General features: G+C 67.5%; 17 protein-coding genes and 1 tRNA gene. 4 read left to right on the top strand and 14 right to left on the bottom strand.

Going from position 1 to position 19669, the window contains the following annotated elements:
- Nucleotides 1-22 precede the first annotated feature (22 nt).
- From pdxH to radC, 3 genes are all read right to left on the bottom strand, one after another.
- Nucleotides 23-658, bottom strand: coding sequence for a pyridoxamine 5'-phosphate oxidase (pdxH, locus tag AC1KAR_RS12160; RefSeq protein WP_480317987.1), 636 nt, complete (start codon nucleotides 656-658; stop codon nucleotides 23-25).
- 31 nt (nucleotides 659-689) lie between these two features.
- Entirely contained in the window at nucleotides 690-1097 is a 408-nt protein-coding gene (locus tag AC1KAR_RS12155) for a hypothetical protein (protein WP_480317985.1), read from the bottom strand.
- Nucleotides 1098-1231: 134 nt separating this feature from the next.
- Nucleotides 1232-1906 carry a RadC family protein gene (radC, locus tag AC1KAR_RS12150; RefSeq protein ID WP_480317983.1) on the bottom strand — a complete coding sequence of 225 codons (675 nt, stop codon included), beginning with the start codon at nucleotides 1904-1906 and terminating at the stop codon, nucleotides 1232-1234.
- A gap of 49 nt (nucleotides 1907-1955) precedes the next feature.
- On the opposite strand from radC, the gene AC1KAR_RS12145 reads away from it, so the two are divergent.
- The 4 genes from AC1KAR_RS12145 (at nucleotide 1956) to AC1KAR_RS12130 (ending at nucleotide 4801) form a co-directional block, all read left to right on the top strand.
- A complete protein-coding gene (locus AC1KAR_RS12145) occupies nucleotides 1956-2411 on the top strand; it encodes an FKBP-type peptidyl-prolyl cis-trans isomerase (RefSeq protein ID WP_480317981.1) in 456 nt (151 codons plus the stop codon).
- Complete coding sequence (gene ispH / locus AC1KAR_RS12140; protein WP_480317979.1) at nucleotides 2411-3337, top strand: 4-hydroxy-3-methylbut-2-enyl diphosphate reductase; 927 nt, start codon at nucleotides 2411-2413, stop codon at nucleotides 3335-3337. Before AC1KAR_RS12145 ends, ispH begins: the two co-directional genes overlap by 1 nt.
- Nucleotides 3338-3369: 32 nt before the next feature.
- Nucleotides 3370-4665: a serine--tRNA ligase gene (gene serS, locus AC1KAR_RS12135; RefSeq protein WP_480317977.1), complete on the top strand. Its 1296-nt coding sequence runs from the start codon at nucleotides 3370-3372 to the stop codon at nucleotides 4663-4665.
- A 48-nt stretch (nucleotides 4666-4713) separates the two neighbouring features.
- Nucleotides 4714-4801 (top strand) — tRNA-Ser (locus AC1KAR_RS12130).
- Nucleotides 4802-4916: 115 nt separating this feature from the next.
- On the opposite strand, the gene AC1KAR_RS12125 is transcribed toward AC1KAR_RS12130, so the two are convergent.
- From AC1KAR_RS12125 to AC1KAR_RS12075, 11 genes are all read right to left on the bottom strand, one after another.
- Nucleotides 4917-5384, bottom strand: a complete 468-nt coding sequence (locus AC1KAR_RS12125; RefSeq protein WP_480317975.1) for a DUF2269 family protein — start codon at nucleotides 5382-5384, stop codon at nucleotides 4917-4919.
- Nucleotides 5384-6607, bottom strand: coding sequence for an SDR family oxidoreductase (locus AC1KAR_RS12120; RefSeq protein WP_480317973.1), 1224 nt, complete (start codon nucleotides 6605-6607; stop codon nucleotides 5384-5386). The genes AC1KAR_RS12125 and AC1KAR_RS12120 overlap by 1 nt, the downstream gene beginning before the upstream one ends.
- Before the next feature lie 175 nt (nucleotides 6608-6782).
- A complete protein-coding gene (locus AC1KAR_RS12115; protein ID WP_480317971.1) occupies nucleotides 6783-8168 on the bottom strand; it encodes a BatD family protein in 1386 nt (461 codons plus the stop codon).
- Nucleotides 8165-9823, bottom strand: a complete 1659-nt coding sequence (locus AC1KAR_RS12110) for a vWA domain-containing protein (RefSeq protein ID WP_480317970.1) — start codon at nucleotides 9821-9823, stop codon at nucleotides 8165-8167. The genes AC1KAR_RS12115 and AC1KAR_RS12110 overlap by 4 nt, the downstream gene beginning before the upstream one ends.
- Before the next feature lie 5 nt (nucleotides 9824-9828).
- Nucleotides 9829-10833, bottom strand: a complete 1005-nt coding sequence (locus AC1KAR_RS12105) for a VWA domain-containing protein (RefSeq protein WP_480317968.1) — start codon at nucleotides 10831-10833, stop codon at nucleotides 9829-9831.
- The gene (locus tag AC1KAR_RS12100; RefSeq protein ID WP_480317966.1) at nucleotides 10820-11422 is read right to left on the bottom strand and encodes a DUF4381 domain-containing protein; all 603 of its coding nucleotides are present in this window, start codon (nucleotides 11420-11422) and stop codon (nucleotides 10820-10822) included. Before AC1KAR_RS12100 ends, AC1KAR_RS12105 begins: the two co-directional genes overlap by 14 nt.
- On the bottom strand, nucleotides 11419-12402 hold the full coding sequence (locus AC1KAR_RS12095; RefSeq protein ID WP_480317964.1) for a DUF58 domain-containing protein: 984 nt from the start codon (nucleotides 12400-12402) through the stop codon (nucleotides 11419-11421). Before AC1KAR_RS12095 ends, AC1KAR_RS12100 begins: the two co-directional genes overlap by 4 nt.
- A 13-nt stretch (nucleotides 12403-12415) precedes the next feature.
- Nucleotides 12416-13399, bottom strand: coding sequence for an AAA family ATPase (locus AC1KAR_RS12090; RefSeq protein ID WP_480317962.1), 984 nt, complete (start codon nucleotides 13397-13399; stop codon nucleotides 12416-12418).
- Nucleotides 13400-13464: 65 nt separating this feature from the next.
- The gene (locus tag AC1KAR_RS12085) at nucleotides 13465-15108 is read right to left on the bottom strand and encodes an arylsulfatase (protein WP_480317960.1); all 1644 of its coding nucleotides are present in this window, start codon (nucleotides 15106-15108) and stop codon (nucleotides 13465-13467) included.
- 260 nt (nucleotides 15109-15368) lie between these two features.
- A complete protein-coding gene (locus tag AC1KAR_RS12080) occupies nucleotides 15369-17864 on the bottom strand; it encodes a fused MFS/spermidine synthase (protein WP_480317958.1) in 2496 nt (831 codons plus the stop codon).
- A gap of 155 nt (nucleotides 17865-18019) precedes the next feature.
- A complete protein-coding gene (locus AC1KAR_RS12075; RefSeq protein WP_480317957.1) occupies nucleotides 18020-19627 on the bottom strand; it encodes an arylsulfatase in 1608 nt (535 codons plus the stop codon).
- Between the last annotated feature and the right edge of the window lie 42 nt (nucleotides 19628-19669).

Below are 19669 nucleotides of genomic sequence, written 5' to 3'. Positions count from 1 at the left end.
CCCGCGCACGCGGGGATGCGGGTCAGGGCGCGAGGCGCTCGCGAAGCCACGCGCCGGCCTCCAGCCGGTACCGCAGTCGATCGTGCAGGCGCGATTTGCGCCCTTGCCAGAACTCCCAGGTGTCGGGCACGAGCCTGAACCCACCCCAATGCGGCGGGCGTGGCGGCGACAGCGCATACCGTGCCGCCGCCTTGGCGGCGTTGGCCACGAGCACCGCGCGCGAGGCGATCACCTGGCTTTGCGGCGAGGCCCAGGCGCCCAGGCGGTTGTCGAGTGGGCGTGAGGCGAAATACGCATCCGACTCGTCGCCGCTGGTCTTCTCGACGCGGCCCTCGATGCGCACCACTCGCTCCAGTTCGACCCAATGAAACTGCAGCGCTGCTTGCGGATGCGCCGCCAGCTCCTGGCCCTTGCGGCTGTCGTAGTTGGTGTACCAGACGATGCCGCGTGCGTCGAAGCCCTTGATCAGCACGATGCGCGTGGACGGCCGGCCATCAGCGCCCACCGTCGCGAGCGTCATGGCGTTGGGTTCGGGCACCTGGGCATCCAGGGCCTGCTGGAACCAGACGCCGAACTGCTCCATCGGATCGCCGCGCGAAGCGGTTTCGTCCAGTTCGTCGCGTTCGTAACTCTTGCGCAGGTCGGCGATGGAAGTCATGGCGGCAGTATAGAAACTGCCGCCGCGCTGGCTACCGTTTGGCGGGGTAAGAGGTCAGGATGCTCGCGTCGTGCGGGAACTGCAGCGAGGGCAGGGTGTCGGCGAACCCATCGACCGGCAGCGCGGGGCGATCGGCAGGTGCGGCCGGCCGCACGACTGGCGCGGCGGGTGGCGGTGCCGGCGCGGCCGCGTTGGCGAGCGCGGCGCGGGTGAGCTGGCGGGCCAGCTGGGCCTTGGTCGTGCTCAGGTCGCGCTGCAGTTGCGCGATCTGGCGCTTGGCCTGGTCGATGTGCTGGCCGGCGGTTTGCATCTGCTGGGTGTGGCGCGTGCGCTGCTTGTCGAGCCCGTCCAGGTACTTGGAGCGCAAGGCGATCCATTGCCCCACTGTCACCACGACGAGCGCGAACGGTGCCAGCCAGACGACGATGTCGGTGCTCATGTTTCCCCCTCCGAGAGTTCCCTGCGGCGCAATGTAGAAGCGAGGTGCCTTTGTCGGGAAGGGAACTTCTCACGCCTTGTACGTCTTGATACAAGTCTGTGCTGCAAGTGCGAGATTTGCAGCAATTCGCGGTGCTACATCAGCCCGCGTTCAGCGAAGGAAACCACGTCGGATTGGCTCACCACCAGATGGTCGAGCACGCGAACGTCGATCAGCGCCAGTGCCTTGCTCAGCGTTTGCGTCAGGTATCCGTCGGCCTTGGACGGCTCGGCCGCACCCGACGGGTGGTTGTGCGCCAGCAGCACCGCGGCCGCGCCGAGTTCGAGCGCCCGCTTGAGCACCTCGCGGGGGTAGACGCTGGTCTGGGTGAGGGTGCCGCGGAACATCTCTTCGGCGCGGATCAGGCGGTTCTGGGCGTCGAGAAACAGTACGGTGAACACCTCGTGCGGCAGCGCGCCGATCTTCAGCCGCAGGAACTCCTTCACGCGGGTGGGCGAGTCGAACACGGGCCGCTGCATGAGTTCTTGCGCGAGCGAGCGGCGAGCGAGTTCAAGCACCGCGGTCATCTCGGCGCGCTTGGCCGGGCCCAAGCCCTTGATGCGCTTGAGGTCGTCAGGCTGGGCTTGCAGCAAGCCCGTCAGGCCGCCGAATTCGCCGAGCAGGTTTTGCGACAACTGGAGCACCGAGGTGCCCTTCAGCCCGGTGCGCAGCAGCAGGGCGATCAGTTCGGCATCGGCCAGGGCGGAGGGGCCGCGCGCCAGCAGTTTCTCGCGGGGGCGGGCATCGGGCGGAAGGTCTTTGAGCACCATGGAGGCGGGGCACCTAAAATTCGGGGTTGAGTTGTTACCAGGAAATTCATTGAACCACGTCGCCAATCGCGTGCAGCAGGGCTCCTTCCTGACCCTGCACTATCGACTCTGCGGCCCCGACGGCGCCGACATCATCAACACCTTCAACGACAAGCCGGCCACGCTCTCGCTCGGCTCGGGCGAGTTGGCACCCGCCGTGGAGACCCGGCTGATCGGCCTGGCCGAAGGCACGCGTACGAGCTTCGAGCTCGCCCCCGGCGAGGCTTTTGGCGAGCGCAACCCCGACATGATCCAGCGCGTGAAGCTGAGCCTGCTGCACGAACTGGGCGACCCCGATGAGAAGTACAGCCTGGGCGACGTGGTGCAGTTCCCCACGCCCGATGGCCAGGGCGCCTACGCCGGCGTGGTGCGCGAGGTGGGCGGTGATTGGCTGCTGTTCGACTTCAACCACCCGCTGGCCGGCCAGCCGGTGACCTTTGAAGTGCAACTGATCGGGGTGCTGTGATGCTCGATGAAGTCTTGCTGGCCGAGCCGCGCGGTTTCTGCGCGGGCGTGGACCGCGCGATCGAGATCGTCGAGCGCGCGATCGCCAAGTTCGGTGCGCCGATCTACGTGCGCCACGAGATCGTGCACAACACCTACGTGGTCAACGACCTCAAGGCCAAGGGCGCGATCTTCATCGAAGATTTGGCCGAGGTGCCGCCCGGCGCCACGCTCGTGTTCAGCGCGCACGGCGTCTCGCAGGCGGTGCGCAAGGAGGCCGATGAGCGTGGCTTCAGCGTGTTCGATGCCACCTGCCCGCTGGTGACCAAAGTGCATGTGGAAGTTGCCAAGCTGCACAAGGAAGGCTACGACTTCATCATGATCGGCCACAAGGGCCACCCCGAGGTCGAAGGCACCATGGGCCAACTCAACGAAGGCATCTACCTCGTCGAAGACATCGACGACGTGGGCCGCGTGCAAGTGGCGCAGAGCGAGAAGCTCGCGGTGGTCACGCAGACCACGCTCTCGGTGGACGATGCGGCCGGCATTCTCGATGCGGTGAAGCAGCGCTTCCCCAACATCCGCCAGCCCAAGCAGCAAGACATCTGCTATGCCACGCAGAACCGGCAAGACGCCGTCAAGGTGCTGGCGCCGCAGGTCGACGTGCTCATCGTGGTGGGCAGCCCCACCAGTTCCAACAGCAACCGCCTGCGCGAACTCGGCGAGCGTCTGGGTGCGCGGGCCTACATGGTCGATCAGCCCGACGACCTGAAGCCCGAGTGGTTCGAGGGCCGCAGCCGCGTGGGCCTGACCGCTGGCGCGTCGGCGCCCGACATCCTCGTGCAGCAGGTCATCGGCCGCCTCAAGGCACTCGGCGCGGTGTCGGTGCGCAAGATGGAGGGCGTGGAAGAGACCGTGCACTTCCCGCTGCCCAAGGGCTTGAAGTAGTTCGCGATTAACGGCTTACCCAGAACCACAAGATGCTTGATATCACCCTGCTGCGCAAAGACCTGGCGAACGTGATCGCCACGCTCGAGAAGCGCAAGAACCCCCAGCCCTACCTCGACGTCGACCGCTATCAGTCGCTCGAGTCCGAGCGCAAGGCCATCCAGACGCGAACCGAAGAACTCCAGGCCAGGCGCAACAGCCTGTCCAAGCAGATCGGCATGCTCAAGGCCAAGGGCCAGGACACCGCGGCCGTGATGGCGGAAGTGGGTGGGCTGGGTGACGACCTCAAGGCCAGTGCCGACCGGCTGGAGGTGATCCAGGCCGAGATGTCGAGCATGCTGATGAGCGTGCCCAACCTGCCGCACGAGAGCGTGCCGCTGGGGGCCGATGAATCGGGCAACGTCGAGTTGCACCGCTGGGGCACACCGCGCAGCTTCGACTTCCCCGTCAAGGACCACGTCGACCTGGGCGCGCCGCTGGGCCTCGATTTCGACACCGGCGCCAAGCTGTCGGGCTCGCGCTTCAGCTTCCTGCGCGGCCCCATCGCCCGCCTGCACCGCGCGCTCGCGCAGTTCATGCTCGACATGCAGACGCTCAAGCACGGCTACACCGAGTGCTACACGCCTTACATCGTCAACCGCGAGGTGCTCGAAGGCACCGGCCAGCTGCCCAAGTTCAAGGAAGACATGTTCTGGGTCAGCCGCGGTGGCGATGAAGACCAGGCTGAGCAGTACCTGATCTCTACCTCGGAGATCTCGCTGACCAACACCGTGCGCGAGACCGTGCTGTCCGCCGACCAGCTGCCGATCAAGATGACGGCCCACAGCCCGTGCTTCCGAAGCGAGGCCGGCAGCGCCGGGCGCGACACCCGCGGCATGATCCGCCAGCACCAGTTCGACAAGGTCGAGATGGTGCAGATCACGCACCCCGAGAAGAGCTACGAGGCGCTCGAAGAGATGCGAGGCCACGCCGAGGCGGTGCTGCAGGCGCTGGGCTTGCCGTATCGCGTGGTGACGCTGTGCACCGGCGACATGGGCTTCGGCTCGACCAAGACCTACGACCTCGAGGTGTGGCTGCCGGCTCAGAACACGTACCGCGAGATCAGCTCGGTGTCGAACTGCGAGGCCTTCCAGGCACGCCGCATGCAGGCGCGCTTCAAGAACGCGCAGGGCAAGAACGAGCTGGTGCACACGTTGAACGGCTCCGGGCTTGCGGTCGGCCGCACGCTGGTGGCCGTGTTGGAGAACGGCCAGAACGCCGATGGCTCGATTACCGTGCCGGAATCCCTGCGCCCTTACCTCGGCGGTCAAGCAGTCCTGAAGGCTTGAGCTAGAATCACAGGCTTTCCGGCAAACGACCCGCCGGACACCGATTCAGGAGAGGTGGCAGAGTGGTCGAATGTACCTGACTCGAAATCAGGCGTATCGCAAGGTACCGTGGGTTCGAATCCCACCCTCTCCGCCAAGAACAAAAGCCAGCCTTAGGGCTGGCTCTTTCTTTGGGCGTAGCAAATACGCACGATAGCCGCCACGATCGAAAGAGACCTGGCGTTCACCCTTTCCCGGGCCACTCGCTGCCGCTACAACGGCTTGGCGACCATCAACCAGAAGACAAGCACCAGGCTGACGAACGCCGGCACGCCCAAGAGTGTCCAGGCTCGCTCGCAGCGCCAGTAGGCTGGCGGGAGTTCTGGTTCGTCGGGAGCGAGTGCTGCGAGTCGATGCATCTTCCACTGCAGCCACAGCACCGGCAGCCAACAGGTGCCAGCCACGACGTAGAGCACCAGCGACAGTCCGAGCCAATTCATGGGTGCGAACTGCATCGGAAAGCCGGCGAGGGTCATCAGCGCCAGGCCCGACAGCGGCTGGACGATGACCGATGGGGTCGTGAAGTAGAGATCCGCCTTCATCACGTGCCGGGTCACGACCACCATCGCTTGCCGGTTGCCGCTGCGGTTGACCATCCACATGAAGAACGCGGTACCGATGCCGGTGCCGAACAGAATGGTGGACGACACGATGTGCAGGGTTTTCAACGTCAGGTACATCACCGCCCTCTCCGGGACTCTTGCATTGCCAGGAAGAGCATCGTCGCTACGACGGCCAGGTTCTTGGTCAGCGGCCCGAAGGGGTGACCCCATGACCACGGAAGCGCGACAGCCAGGCCGACCGAGTAGACCGCGGTGAGGGCGGTCTGGGCCAACCACAACCGCGTGCTCGGCCACAGCAGCGAGGCCGCCCCCAGACTGGCATCCAGCACGCACGAGGCGCCCAGCCAGAACGGCGTGCCAAGCCCATGCCATAGGCTGTCCAGCCAGGACAAGGTCTCGCGTTGAGGCCACGCGAAATACGTGACCGCTGCGGTCCATAACCACAGGAACGCCATGCCCAGCCGCGCGAACCAGTAGAGCTGGGTTTCTTGAGTCATGCGCCCGTCTGCGACCGTCGCGAAGTGGTCGTAGGGCAAGGCCGCGAGGTTCTGCCGGCCGCTTTGCGTACCGGTCTGGAGCAGGATCCAAGTCTGCCGGTTGACGAAGTGCGCGCCGAGCAACTCGCCGGCTCGGAAGAGCAGCTTGCCGCACCACGCTGGCAGCCTCAGCGTGATCCGCGCCGGCTTGAGTCCCATGCCTGTGCGAAGGTCGTCGAAGTACTCGGGGATGCTGACCGGATGTGTCCCCGCGCACTCGATTGCACGCTGCGGCTCGCCGGCACGCAGCGCGCCCACGACCGCGCGAGCGACTTCACGCACATGAACCGGTTGCAGGTTGCGTGGGAAGCCGAAGTCGACCTGCAGGGGCAAAGCGGCCAGGTTCAGGAAGAATCGGGAGCTATCGCCGCCGCTGCCGAAGACGAGCGAGGGGTACACCACGACACCTTGCGTACAGTGGTCCAGCAGGTATTGATCGGCGCGTGCCTTCGTCGACGCATAAGGCAGCGGAGAGCTTGCCGAAAACCCTAGCGCCGATAGGTGCACCACCCGTATGCCAAGGCGATCACAGGCGTCGAACAGTGCCACCGGAACGGTGTACTGGATCAACTCGAATTGCTCGACCGATCCCTTCCAGATGCCGACGCAGTTGACGACGCAGTCGATGGCCTGATCGCTCAAGTCGCGCGTCCAGGCTTCGGGTGTCGTCATCGACTCGTAGTCGATATGGATGTGCCCGGGGCGATCTCGATGGGAGGCCGGCAACATACTCAAATCATTGGCCCCACGGGCCTCGTCCAGGATGGCTCGACCGATCATCCCGCTGGCGCCCAGCACCAGCACTCGTTTCGTCGTCGACATGCTCGTTCTTGTTTGCAAATTCGAGTGAAGTGTAGGCAGGCGTGCCAGCAGTACCACGGTCCGCACCACATCACTTCGATGTGTGCCTGCGCAAGCCCTGCCACGTGGGGGACGAAGCTCGCGGGCGAGCGCTCGTCGCCTAGCCCGTCTCAGTACGCTACGGATTGAGCGCCGGCAAGGCAGGCGGGCGAGCGTCGACTTGCGCCGTGTGGCGCCAGGCGTCGCGGCATGTGCCGAACGCTTCCAGGAACGGGCCGGCATCCCAGCCCGTGGCGGGGTGTGACGCGAACGCGGCGGTTTGCAGTTCGGCCCAGGTTTGAGAGAGTGTCTTGTCGCGGCACGACGCGACCCAGGCTGACATGGTGGTGCCGGTGTGGCGCGACCAGGCCAGGGCGGCGGCGTGCACGCTGCCCGCGCCGCCTTGGCGTGCGGCTCGTACCGCTGCAAAGAGCGCCGGCTCGCTGGTCAGTTTGGCGGCCTGCCGTGCGGCGCGATGAGCGCGCCACGCGGGCAGCTGGCGACGAATCCAGCGGATCGCCCACCACATCACAGCAAGCGCGAGCGCAGCCGCGGCCAGCGCCTTGATGATGTCGATCGTGCGCCAGCGGTGCGTGTGCCGCACCGGTGCGGAAGAGGCCGCCGCCGAGGCTGCTTCGGGGGCGATGGCGCCTTGCGTCGCCGGGCCAGGCTCGATCTTCACGACCAGTTCGGGTGCCACGGCCGTGCGCGGTTTGCCGGCCGTGGCATCGAACCACGTGATCTCCACAGAGGGGAGCGTGTAGGTGCCGAGCTTCTCGAACACGTAGGTGAGCCGGTCGGTGCGGTGGCCGGCGACCAGTCCTTGCCGATCGCGCGTTTCGTCGCGCAGCACCGGGTCGGCGGCGAAGACGCGCACACCGTCGATGGTCTCGGCGTCGGGCGGCGGGATCATCATCGACTGCGTGCGGTCGACGGTGGTGTGGATGGTGCGCACCAGCGCATCGCCCACGTGAAAGACGGCACCCGGCCGATCGAAGCTCTGGCTGATCGACACGCGTGCCACGGGCACGATGCCGCCTGCCGCACCACTCGCGCCGCTGGCGGCCGCAGCCGCCGCGCCGGGTGGGAGCTTGGCGGTGATCTTGAACGGCGGCATCTTGAGTTTTGCCTGCCGTGGCTTGCCTTCGTCGTCGGCATACGTGAAGGCGACCTCGGCTGGGGGCAGCGTGAAGTTGCCTTCTTGCTGCGCCGAGAAGATGTAGGTCTTGGTGATGCTGGCGTAGGTCACGCCGCCGATGGTCTCGCTGGAGTTCTGGCCGCTCTCGTCGGGCATGGTGACGATCGCGCCCGGCACGTTCAGGGGCGGGAAGGGCGGTGCAGACCTGAAGAAATTGGGCGCGGTGACGGTGACCGCCATGTGCACCTGTTGGCCGACAAAGATGGGCTGCCGAGCGGCCAGGGCCACCTTGATCGACGGCCCGGCCGCCAAAGCCGCAGCGCTCGCCATGGCAGCAGCGCACGCGGCAAACGCGAGCGCGGCGGATCGCAACCAGCGCTTGGTCATGGCGCGTCCTTCTTGGGGGCGCTGCGCTGAGCCTGCGCCGCGAACTTGCGCGCGAGCAACTGGGTGGGCGTGGTCTGGATGTTGCGCATCCAGGTGTCGGCCGTTTGCTGCCGGGCCACCATGATTTGCTTCTTGCCCTTCTGGCCGCCCTTGTCGTCGAACTGGATCTGGTCGGGCTTGAGGTCGGGGTCTTCGCCCAGGTCTTCGTCGGGCTTGTCCTTGGCTTTGGGCGGGATGAGCGATTGCGCAATCGCCATGTTGGCCTTGGCCTCGGGCCAGTCGGGCCGGCGCTTCAGGGCCTGCGTGTAGCGCTGCACGGCGGCCGCATAGCGGCCTTGCATCGCGAGGGCATTGCCCTGGTTGAAGTCGCTCTCGGCAGAGTCGACACGCGCGAAGCTCTGCTCGGCCTCGGCGTAGTGGCCGGCGCGGTAGTAGGCGATGCCGCGCCAGGTGGGGTCGTCGAAGTGCTGCGCGGCTTCGAGGAAGTCGCCGCGCTCGAAGGCCCGCCGGCCTTGCTGGTCATGCGTGAGCCAGAGGTCGATGAAATGCCAGCCGCCACCCGCACCCCCTTGCGCCAGGGCGCTGTCGGGCGCGGCGTGCAGCACCGCACCCAGCAGCACGGCGCTGACCCAGCGCACCGTCCAGCCGCGGCGGAACCACAGCGCCGAGAGAAAGGCCATCGGGATGGCGAGCCACCAACCGGCTTCCTTCCAGCGCATGCCCTGCTCGGCGTTCTTCTGCGCAAGGTGCGACTGCACGCGCCGCTGCACCCAGGCCACGTCGTCGTCGTCGGCCGTGAACGTGGCCAGCGGCACGTCGGTCTTCGATTGAAAGGCCTTCAAGGCATCGACATCGAGCCGTGAGAAGACGCGTGCCCCGTCGCTGCCTTGCACGAAGCCGCTCGCGCCGCTGCGCAGCGGCCCGCCTTCGGGCGTGCCGATCGCCAGCACCAGCGGCTGGGTGCGGCGGTTCTGCATCTGCGCCGCAAAGGCCTCGGTGGCGGCAGGCTCGATGCCGTCGGTGATGAAGAGCACGGTGCCGGCCTCGGGCTCCTTGGCGAGATCGGCGTCGATCATCTTGAGCGCCTGGACCGTGTCTCGGCCATCGCGGGGCATGATGCCCGTCTGCAAGGCGTCGACGAAGGTGGCCATGAGTTTGGCGTCGTCGGTGAGCGGCAGCACCATGTGAGCCGTGCCGGCGTAGGCATAGAGCGCCGTGCGGCCGCCCTGGCGGTGCGCGAGCAGCGCCTTCACCTTGAGCTTGGCGCGTTCCAGCCGCGTGGGGCTCACGTCGATGGCGTCCATGGTGCGCGAGAGGTCGATGGCAATCGCCAGCGGTGCGCGGTCTTCGACGAAAGGCGGCTTCTCCTGCTCCCAGGTCGGGCCGGCGACGGCGATGGAGCCCAGCGCAATGATCAGCCCCATGAGGTGCACCGGACGCACACGCCAGCGGCGGCGGCGCTCGACCACCAGCGCGTCGAGCAAGTGCGGCGCGATGCTGCCGCGCCAGCGCCGGCGAACGTTGTCGCGCCAGCCGACCACCCACACCAGCAGCCCCGCCGGGATCAGCCCCAGCAGCCAGATCGGGCGCAGGAAGTGAAAGGCGGCGAGCGCCGGGTCCACGTGGTCGGCCAGCCAGGTTGCGAGCTCAGACATGGTGCTCAGTGCTCCTGCCGCGCGGCCTGCCAGCCACGCCTCAAGGTGGAGGTGAGCGCCATCACGAGCTGGTAGGCAATCGTGAGGAGCAGCGCGGCGCCCAGCGGCCACATGAAGAGTTCGCGCTTGGGCCGCCACGATTGCGTCTTTTCGTTGTGGGGCGTGATGCGGTCGAGTTCGTCGTAGACGGCCTGGAGCTGCTTCTGATCGGCACCGAAGAAATAGCGGCCGCCGGTGGTCTGCGCCGTGCGCTGCAAGGTGGCCGTGTCGAGCTTGTCTTCGCCCGAGCCACCGGGGTTGCCGATGCCCACCGTGTGCACGATCACCTTGCGGTCTTTCGCGATCTCGGCCGCGCGCTCGGGCGGCATGCGGCTGGCGGTGTCGTTGCCGTCGGTAAGCACGATCATCACCTTCCGCGGCGCGTGGCTCTCGTCGAACATCTTGATGCCCAGCCCGATGGCGTCGCCGAATGCGGTGCGCGGCCCGGCCATGCCGGGCACGGTGTCGGCGATGAGCGCGGTGACGAGTTGGTGGTCCATCGTGAAGGGCGCGAGCGGGTACGGTGCGTCGCCGAACGCGATGAGGCCGATGCGGTCACCGGGCCGGCGGGTCACGAACTCGGCCACCACATCACGCACCGCCTGCACGCGCGCGATGCGCTGGCCCTTGGTGTTGCTGAAGTCGCGCTCGTCCATCGACTGCGAGAGGTCGAGCGCCAGCAACAGGTCGCGGGCCGGCTGCACCTTCTCGATCGGCGGCTCCACGAACACCGGCCGCGCCAGCGCGAGCACCACAAGCGCCCACGCCAGCGGCGCGACCAGCCACTGCAGCCAATTGCGGCGCGGGACCACGGCGCCCGGCGCGGGCTTGAGCCCCGCGGCCTCGGCGACCTCGGCAAAGAAGGGCAGGCGCACCGAGGCGCTCTCTTCGCGGTAGGGCTTGAGCAGCAGCCACACCAACAGCGGCAGCGGCAGCAGGGCCAGCAGCCAGGGGTGCTCAAGCTGGTACATGGCCTTCTCCCTTGCGAGCCTGGTGCTGGCGGACCCAGTTGCGCGCGGCGCCCAGCAGGGCGCGGGCCTCGGCGGCGTTCACCGACTGGAGCGCGCCGGCCGGCAGGTATTCGCTCTCGGACACGAGCTTGCGCAGGCCCGGGTCGAGGCGGCCGTGCAGGTGCTCGTCGAGGAAGGCGGCCCAGGCCGCGCCGCTCAACGAGGCGGTGCGTACGCGTGGCCAGGCCACCAGGGCGCAGCGCTTGAGCAGCGCGGGCACGGTGCGCAAGGTGGCCTCACGCTGCGCGGCGTCTTCAGGGTGGGCACTGAGATGGGCATCGAGCTGCGCCAGTTCCTGCAACGCTTCGCGGCGGTAGCGGTTGTGCCGCCAGGTGACGATGGCGCGCCACAAGCCCCAGGCGAGCAGCAGGGCCAGCACGGCGGCGAGCACGGCCCAGCCGACGGTCTGCGGCAGCCACGGCACGGGCGGTGGCATGGCCACATCGGCCAGCTTGTGCAGCGCCTCCAACGCCTGCGGCGTGGGGCCGGGCGGGGCGGAGGCCGCGGCCGATGCAGCCGGCGCCGTCACGGCAACAATGGGCTCGCTCATCGTGCGCCCCTTCGGCTCGGCGCTTCGAGCCGCCCCAACAGGCGGCGCAACTGGGGCGCGGTTTCTTCGGCAGCGGAGATCGGCAGCACCGGCACGCCGATGCCTTGCTGCCAGGCCAGCAGCGCGCTGCCGTGCGATTTGACGAACTCGCTGATGCCGCGCCGTTGCGGCGCGCGGCCGAAGCCCAGTTCGACCTGCAGTTCGCCATCGCTCACCACCATCTCGCCCGAGGCAGGCAGGTTGCTGAGGAAGGGGTCGTGAACCAACATCGTCAGCACGTCGTTGTGGGCCGACAGGCGCAGCAGCAGGTCGCGGGTGCGCGGGGTGTGGCCGTCGAAATCGCTCACGACCACGATCAGGTGGTCGTGGTGCGCGATGCGTGCCACGCGTTCGAGCACGGTGTCGAGCTGCTGCGCGCCGCGGTGGGCCGGAGCATCGGCGCGCAGGGCGAGGTTGCGCTGGGCGATCTCGCCGAGCAGGCGCAGCACGGTGTCACGGTTGCGGCGGGGGCGGATCTCGCCGGCGCCCTTGTCGCCGAAGACGATGCCACCCACGCGGTCACCATCGGCGAACACGCGCCACGCGACCAGCGCCGCGGCTTCGGCGGCGGCCACCGATTTCATCGCCCGGCGCGAGCCGAAGAACATGTTCTGCCGCATGTCCACGACCAGCAGCACCGGCCGGTCCTTCTCTTCGGTGTAGACGCGCACGTGCGGGCTGCCGGTGCGGGCGGTGACGCGCCAGTCCATGGTGCGGATGTCGTCGCCGGGCAGGTAGGGGCGCAGCTCTTCGAACTCGAGCCCGCGCCCGCGCAGCTTCGAGGCGTGGCGGCCCGCCAGCAGGCTGTGCACCGGTTGCCGCGGGCGGAAGTGAAAGTCGCGCACCTCGTGTTCGAGCCGCGCGAGTGCGGCGGCGTCGACATGCACGCCGGGCTGGGCCTCGGTCTCGGCCGGCTTGGTGCGGCGCAACGAGAAAACCATTGCCGATGCGCCCTCAGGCCACCGCCACCTTCTGCACCAATCGGTCGATCACCGCATCGGCGCTCACCTTCGCGGCGTGCGCCTCGTAGCTCAGGATCAGGCGGTGGCGGAACACCTCGTGCACCACGGCCTGCACGTCCTCGGGTGTGACGAAGGCGCGGCCCTGCAGCCAGGCGTGGGCGCGAGACACCTTGTCGAGGCCGATCGATCCGCGCGGGCTCACGCCCACCTGGATCCAGCTTGCCAGCTCGGCGTCGAGCGGCGTGGCATCGCGCGTGGCCTGCACCAGCGCCACGATGTACTTCTGCACGGCATCGCTCACCGCAATGCCGTGCACCTCGCTGCGCGCCGCGAAGATCACGTCGGCCGCCAGCCGGGCCTGCTCGGCTGCGGGGGCCTTGCCGGCCTTGGCGCCTTCTTCGGCGCGTGCCAGCGTGACGATCTCGGCCTCAGCCTGCGCAGCCGGGTAGGTGACCTGCACATGCATCAAGAAGCGATCCATCTGCGCCTCGGGCAGCGGGTAGGTGCCTTCTTGTTCGATCGGGTTCTGCGTGGCCATCACCAGAAAGAGCGGCGGCAGCCGGTGCGTGGTGCCGCCTACGGTCACCTGGCGCTCTTCCATGGCTTCGAGCAAGGCCGCCTGCACCTTGGCCGGCGAGCGGTTCACTTCGTCGGCCAGCACGAGGTTGGCGAACAGCGGGCCAGGCTGAAACTTGAACTCGCCCTTGCCGCCTTCGCTGAAGTAGACCTCGGAGCCGGTGATGTCGGCCGGCAGCAGGTCCGGGGTGAACTGGATGCGCGAGAGCTTGGCGTCGAGGTTGCGCGCCAGGCTCTTGATGGCGCGCGTCTTGGCCAGGCCCGGCAGCCCCTCGACCAGCAGGTGGCCGTCGGCCAGCAGGCCGAGCAGCATGCGCTCGATCATGCGCTCCTGGCCGATGATGGACGCTCCCATGCGCTTCTGGAGGTCTAGGATCGGTTCGCGGGCGGTCGTACTCATCGGTCGGTTCCTCGGGTCTGAGGGGGCGAGCCTCTTGCGGCTGGGCTCGCCCCTGGGTTGCCAGGCTACTTCGGTGGGTTGCTGCGCATCTTCTCCATGACCTGCCGCTTCACGTTGCTTTCGATCTGGTCGATCGTGAAGCTCGCCGGGATCTGGCTCGGCGGGTAGTCGACGAAGGTCTGCAGGAAGGCCCCCGCGCGGCGCTGCGCGTCGATCAGGATGTACGGGTTCTCTGTTTCCAACTGGTGCCACGAGTTGGTGGGGCCCACGCTGGCTCGCTCATAGGGGTCCATGCGCAGGTTGTAGAGGTTGGGGGCCCGCAGGCAGGTGAAGGGCTCCTTCCAGATCTCCATGCCGCCGGGGGCGCGCTGCTCGCAGAAGTTGATCTTCCAGGAGGTGGGCGTCGTCGCGCCCGGTTGCAGCACGTCGTAGCGCATCGCGACGAGTTCGGCGTCGTCGTTGAAGTAATAGAACTCGGTGCGCGGGCTCTTGGTCGTCTTGCCGGTCAGCACGTCGAGCTGGTTGTACCCGTCGAGGTGGATCTTGGCGGTCTTGCCGCCGATGCTGGTGCCCTTCAGCAACTTGTCTTTGATGCCAGGATCGCCGGCTGCTGCCATCAGGGTGGGGAACCAGTCGAGCCCCGAGAACAGGCCTGTGCTCACCGAGCCCGGCTTGATCTGCCCAGGCCAGCGCACGACCGCCGGCACGCGGAAGGCACCCTCCCAGCCAGAGTCTTTTTCGCTGCGGTAAGGCGTGTTGGCGGCATCAGGCCACGAGAAGAAGTTGGGGCCGTTGTCGGTCGTGAACACCACGATGGTGTTCTCGCTCAGCTTGGCGTCTTCAAGTGTCTTGAGCAGCTTGCCGACGTTCTGGTCCATCTCCCACATGCCATCGGCGTACTCGTGGCCGTTGCCCAGGCCGGCCTTGCCGCGGTACTCGGGGCGCACGTGGGTGAACACATGCATGCGCGTGAAGTTCATCCACACGAAGAAGGGCTTGCCGTCCTGCCCCTGCTTCTTGATGTAGTCGATGGCGGCGCTGGTGGTTTCGTCGTCGATCGTCTCCATGCGCTTGCGCGTGAGCGGGCCGGTGTCTTCGATCTTGCCGTCGGCCGTGGCTCGCAGCACGCCGCGCGGGCTGTAGAACTTGAGGAACTCGGGGTCGTTCTTGTTCCAGTACGGGCGCTCGGGTTCTTCTTCGGCGTTGAGGTGGTACAGGTTGCCGAAGAACACATCGAAGCCATGCTTGGTGGGCAAGAAGCGGTCTTGGTCGCCCAAGTGGTTCTTGCCGAACTGGCCGGTCGCGTAGCCCAGCGGCTTGAGGGCCTGGGCGATGGTGATGTCGCGGTCTTGCAAGCCCACCGACGCGCCTGGCAGCCCCACCTTCGACATGCCGGTGCGGAACACCGACTGCCCGGTGATGAACGACGAGCGCCCTGCGGTGCAGCTGTTCTCGGCGTAGTAGTCGATCAGCATCATGCCTTCCTTGGCGATGCGGTCGATGTTGGGCGTGGTGTAGCCCACCACCCCGTGCGCGTAGGCGCTGATGTTGGATTGACCGACGTCGTCACCGAAGATGACGAGGATGTTGGGCTTCTTGCCTTGCGTCTGTGCCTGCGCGGTCGGCGGCATGAAGAGCGCGCAGGTGGCTGCCGTGGCCGCCAGCGCGAGGCTGGTGCTTCGGCGCAGTGCCGGTAAGCTGAGGTTCATTTGCGTTTCTCCTGTGGTCGATCCAGTGGCGGAATCACTCTCTGTCCGGCCCAGGGCGAACCCGGTCCGACCGTTCGGCAGGCACATTGCTCAGCTTGGCCGAGTGGCGAGTTCAGGGCGTGCCGCGCGATGGCTTGCACGCGTATCCCCAGTGGCTGAGAACGGACCGGTCGAGTCTGCGCCTCGCCGCGGGGGGCGTCCATTGCACGTTGGTGCAGGCCGATTCGGCGGCTGGGTCGGCCAGGCGGTGAACTGCGCTTTCAGCGCGTCTGCCCACCAAACCAGCGGTAGTAAGGATTGTCGCCATCGGCGCGCATCACGCGGTTCATCGACCGGGCCCAGGCATCGCGGTCGCCGATGTAGGCCGCCAGGCCCGCCCGGTAGAAGGCCATCAGCGTGGCGCGCTCGGCCTTCACGGCCTCGGTGAAGGCCTCGTCGGCGCCTTCGAGGGGCGGTTCGGTCTGCAGCTCGATCAGGTTCGAGAGCGTCATCGGGAATTCTTCGCGGCGCACCCAGGGCGCGTACTCGATGGCGGGGCGGTCGTCGGTCACGGCGGGTGTGTCGCCAGCGTAGCGCGCGAGGCCCGCGCGGTCGGTGACCCAGGTGGCGAGGAGCGCCTCGGGTGAGGCGATGCCTACGGCGCCCAGCGCGCGAGCCACCGTGGGCTGCGCGAAGCGCTGGCGGATGCTCGCCAGATTGAGTTCGATGGGTTGCAGCGAACCCACGAGCAGCATCTCGTGCAGTTCGGTCGTCCACAGCGTGGCATGGGGGAACACGGCAAGAAAGCTCTGCACCAGCGCGCGCGTGTCGGCGTCGTTCTGCGTGGGCAGCGGCAGCCACTGCGCCACGAGCCCGCGCGGCTGCAGGCGCTTGGCCGCCAGTTGGTAGAACTCGGTCGCGTAAAGGTTCACCACGCCGGCGGCCGAGGGCGGCGGGGGTTCGAGCGTGATCAGGTCGTGGCGCTGCGGGTTGCCCAGCAGCTCGTGCCGGCCGTCGCGCACGCGAACCGTCATGCGGGTGTCGGCCGTCAGGTTGTAATTGCCAGAGAAGCTGGGCGCTGCGCGCACCACCGCGGGCAGCAGCTCGACCACCTCGCGCTGCTCCAGGCCCGGCCAGGCGAGCAACGCACCACCCGTGATGCCCGTGCCCAGCCCGATCACCAGCGCCGACTGCGGCGTGCCGTTGTGCACGATGAGTGGCAGCAGTGCCTGCAGGCGCATGTAGCGCAGCGAGGTCATGGTGTCACCCGAGTTCGACACGCCCTGGATGTACAGGCGGCGGAACTTGCGGCCGCCGCTGCCTTGCTCGATCACCGCCACCGTGCCGCCGCGGCTCTCTTCGTAGGCCACCAACGTGCCGCCGCGCGATTGCGCCAGCAGGGTGGCCAGGCGGTCGGGGGCGGCGAGCAGCGCGGAGATGAGTGTCACCACCAGGAGCGCGGGTGCGGCGACCCGCCAGCGGCCTTCGGCCCGCCACGCGGCGAAGGCCCCGAGCGCGGCGGCCGCCACTGCCAGCAAGGCGAGCGTGCGCACCAGGCCCAGGGCGGGAACGAGTGCAAAGCCCACGACCAACGAGCCGACAATGCCGCCCACGGTGTTGACCGCCACGACCCGCCCGACGCCCGTGCCGACGCGCCCCGGCCCCACAGCCAGGCGCAGTGCGTACGGGAAGGCCGCGCCCAGCAGCACGGTCGGCACGAAGACGATGCACGCCGCGGCCACGGCGAAGCGCGCGCTCATCGCCACCAGCGGGTTCTCGGTCGTCACGGCACGGGCCACGGCCGTTTGCCACGACGGCAGCCACGCGCCGAGCACCACGAACTCCAGCAGCGCGACCAGCCCGGCCAGCGCGATCAACACGCCGAACATGCCCCACGCGTTGCGCGTGCGGTCGGCGTGCTTCGCGGCGAGCGCGCTGCCGAGCACGAGGCCCGCCAGGTAGGTTGCCAGCACGATGGCGAAGGCATAGGCGCGCGTGCTCATGAATTGCACGATCGCCTGCGACCACACCACTTCATAGCCCAGTGCCAGCCCGCCGGCGATGGCGTAGACGATCAATGCGGTGCGCGAGCTGGCGGGCGTGGCCGCGTCAGCCAGGGCGGCATCGGTAGCGCCGGCCGCGCTGCGATCGATCAGCAGCGCCAGCACGGCCACGACGATGTTCACGCAGGCCGCGGCATAGACACTGCCGCGCACGCCGAGCGCCGGGATCAGCACGAAGGCTGCGAGCAGCACGCCCGCGATGGCGCCGGCCGTGTTGGCGGCGTACAGGCGCCCGCCGTGGGTGGCGACCTGGGCGCCATGGGCCGTGACAGTGGCACTGCGCATCAGCACCGGCAGTGTGCCGCCCATCAGGAAGGCCGGCACCGCCACGAGCACGAGCGGCAGCAGCCAGGCGAGCGGGCCCAAGCTCGATTGCAATGCCACGAAGGCGGGTGCCGCAAGCGAGAGCGCCACGGTGGTCGCGACGGCCAGCGCGGCGATGCCAAGCTCCAGGCCCGCGCACAGGCGCAGCGGCCGGCTCATGCGGTCGGTCAGGCGGCCCAGCCACCAGCCGCCGGCGGCGAGCCCGGCAAAGAACGCGCTCACGGCGATGCTCACCGCATGCACCTCGACACCCACCACCAGCGAGAGCTGCTTGATCCACACGACCTGATAGACCAGGGCCGCGCCGCCCGACAGGAAGAGCAGCAGCGCGGGAAGGGCGATGTGGAAGCCGCCTGCCTGGTCCGCGGGCTCGGTCTCTGCAGCAGCCATGGGTTCTCGGGGGGGGGTCGTGCGCACGCTGGAGGTCGCGGTCATGGCTGCCAGGGGGTGAAAGCGAGCAATGTAAAAGCAAAGGCGCGGAGGCGGGCTGTCATGCCCGTCTCCGCGCCGGATCGGCTCATCGAGCCGGGGTGAGCCTCAAGGGCTTACTTCTTGGCCGGAGCCTTGTGGAGCTTCTCTCTGATCTGCTCGTTGATCTCGCGTTGCACATCGTTGATGCCGAACTCGGCCGGCAACTGGCTCGGCGGGTAGTCGATGTAGGTCTGAAGGTGGGCGACGGCCCGGGTCTGCGCCTCGATCGTCAGGTAGACGTTCTTGGTCTGGAAGTCGTAGTACTGGTCCGAGACCACGTCGGCCCGTTCATATGGGTCCATGCGCAGGTTGTAGAGCTTGGGCAGGCGCAGGCAGGTGAAGGGGTTGGCCCAGACTTGCATGCCGCCTGGCGCGCGCTGTTCGCAGAACACGGCCTTCCAGTTGCCGGCGCGCATGGCCACCAGTTCGGCGTCGTCGTTGAAGTAGAAGAACTCCTCGCGTGCGCCCTTTTGCGACTTGCCGGTCAGCAGGTCGAGCTGGTTGTAGCCGTCGAGGTGGATCTTGCCGCTCTTGCCGGCGATGGTCGTGCCCTTGGCGAGCCGATCCTTCACGCCGGTGTCGCCCGCGGCGGCCAGCAGGGTCGGGAACCAGTCGAGGCCGGAGAACAGCTCGCTGGTGACCTCACCCGGCTTGATCTTGCCCGGCCAGCGCACCATGGCCGGCACGCGGAAGGCGCCTTCCCAGTTGGTGTCTTTCTCGCTGCGGAACGGCGTGGTGGCGGCGTCGGGCCAGCTGAACTGGTTGGGCCCGTTGTCGGTGGTGAAGATGACGATGGTGTTGTCGGCGATCTTCAGGTCGTCAACGGCCTTGAGCAGCTTGCCGACGTTGCCATCCATTTCAATCATGCCGTCGGCGTACTCGTTGCCGGGCATCCCTGACTGGCCGCGCATGGACTCGCGCACGTGCGTGAACAGGTGCATGCGGGTGAAGTTCATCCAGGTGAAGAAAGGCTTGCCGGCGGACGATTGCCGCTTCATGTAGTCGATCGCGGCGGCGGTGGTTTCGTCGTCGATCGTTTCCATCCGCTTGCTGGTCAGCGGGCCGGTGTCTTCGATCTTGCCGTCGGCCGAGGCCTTGAGCACGCCGCGCGGCGAGAACTTCTTGACGAAGGGGTCGTTCTTGTCCTTCGGCCAATACGGGCGTTCGGGTTCTTCTTCGGCGTTCAGGTGATACAGGTTGCCGAAGAACTCGTCGAAGCCGTGCTTGATCGGCAGGTATTCGTCGCGGTCGCCCAGGTGGTTCTTGCCGAACTGGCCGGTGGCGTAACCCTGGGCCTTCAGCGCTTCGGCGATCGTGATGTCGCGCGCCTGCAGGCCGACCGGAGCACCGGGCAGGCCCACCTTGCTCAGGCCGGTGCGCTTGGCCGTCTGGCCGGTGATGAAGGTGGAGCGCCCCGCCGTGCAGCTGTTCTCGGCGTAGTAGTCCGTGAACATCATGCCTTCCTTGGCGATGCGGTCGATGTTGGGCGTCTTGTAGCCGACCACGCCCTGGCCGTAGGCGCTGACGTTTGTCTGCCCGACGTCATCGCCAAAGATCACGAGGATGTTCGGCTTCTTGGTCTGCGCCTGTGCGGCGAGTGGCTGCGCGAGCGAGAGGATCGTCGCGGTTGCCGCGATCGCGAGTCCTCCTGTGCGTAGTACCTGTTTCAACGAGAACTGCATGGTTGTCGCTCCTTTGCTGGGTCAAACTGTCTCGCCGGCCCG

It is taken from the genome of Piscinibacter sp. PDB1-1 (genome assembly GCF_056675995.1).
The sequence above is the reverse complement of the archived record's forward strand: the minus strand, read 5'-3'. Positions and strand labels throughout refer to the sequence as shown.

Coding starts and splice junctions, on each gene's coding strand:
- AC1KAR_RS12085 (WP_480317960.1), bottom strand. CDS start 15,108: ATGAACCTCAGCTTACCGGCACTGCGCCGAAGCACCAGCCTCGCGCTG.
- AC1KAR_RS12075 (WP_480317957.1), bottom strand. CDS start 19,627: ATGCAGTTCTCGTTGAAACAGGTACTACGCACAGGAGGACTCGCGATC.
- radC (WP_480317983.1), bottom strand. CDS start 1,906: ATGGTGCTCAAAGACCTTCCGCCCGATGCCCGCCCCCGCGAGAAACTG.
- pdxH (WP_480317987.1), bottom strand. CDS start 658: ATGACTTCCATCGCCGACCTGCGCAAGAGTTACGAACGCGACGAACTG.
- ispH (WP_480317979.1), top strand. CDS start 2,411: ATGCTCGATGAAGTCTTGCTGGCCGAGCCGCGCGGTTTCTGCGCGGGC.
- AC1KAR_RS12155 (WP_480317985.1), bottom strand. CDS start 1,097: ATGAGCACCGACATCGTCGTCTGGCTGGCACCGTTCGCGCTCGTCGTG.
- AC1KAR_RS12125 (WP_480317975.1), bottom strand. CDS start 5,384: ATGTACCTGACGTTGAAAACCCTGCACATCGTGTCGTCCACCATTCTG.
- AC1KAR_RS12110 (WP_480317970.1), bottom strand. CDS start 9,823: ATGTCTGAGCTCGCAACCTGGCTGGCCGACCACGTGGACCCGGCGCTC.
- AC1KAR_RS12080 (WP_480317958.1), bottom strand. CDS start 17,864: ATGGCTGCTGCAGAGACCGAGCCCGCGGACCAGGCAGGCGGCTTCCAC.
- AC1KAR_RS12105 (WP_480317968.1), bottom strand. CDS start 10,833: ATGTACCAGCTTGAGCACCCCTGGCTGCTGGCCCTGCTGCCGCTGCCG.
- AC1KAR_RS12090 (WP_480317962.1), bottom strand. CDS start 13,399: ATGAGTACGACCGCCCGCGAACCGATCCTAGACCTCCAGAAGCGCATG.
- AC1KAR_RS12100 (WP_480317966.1), bottom strand. CDS start 11,422: ATGAGCGAGCCCATTGTTGCCGTGACGGCGCCGGCTGCATCGGCCGCG.
- AC1KAR_RS12095 (WP_480317964.1), bottom strand. CDS start 12,402: ATGGTTTTCTCGTTGCGCCGCACCAAGCCGGCCGAGACCGAGGCCCAG.
- AC1KAR_RS12115 (WP_480317971.1), bottom strand. CDS start 8,168: ATGACCAAGCGCTGGTTGCGATCCGCCGCGCTCGCGTTTGCCGCGTGC.
- serS (WP_480317977.1), top strand. CDS start 3,370: ATGCTTGATATCACCCTGCTGCGCAAAGACCTGGCGAACGTGATCGCC.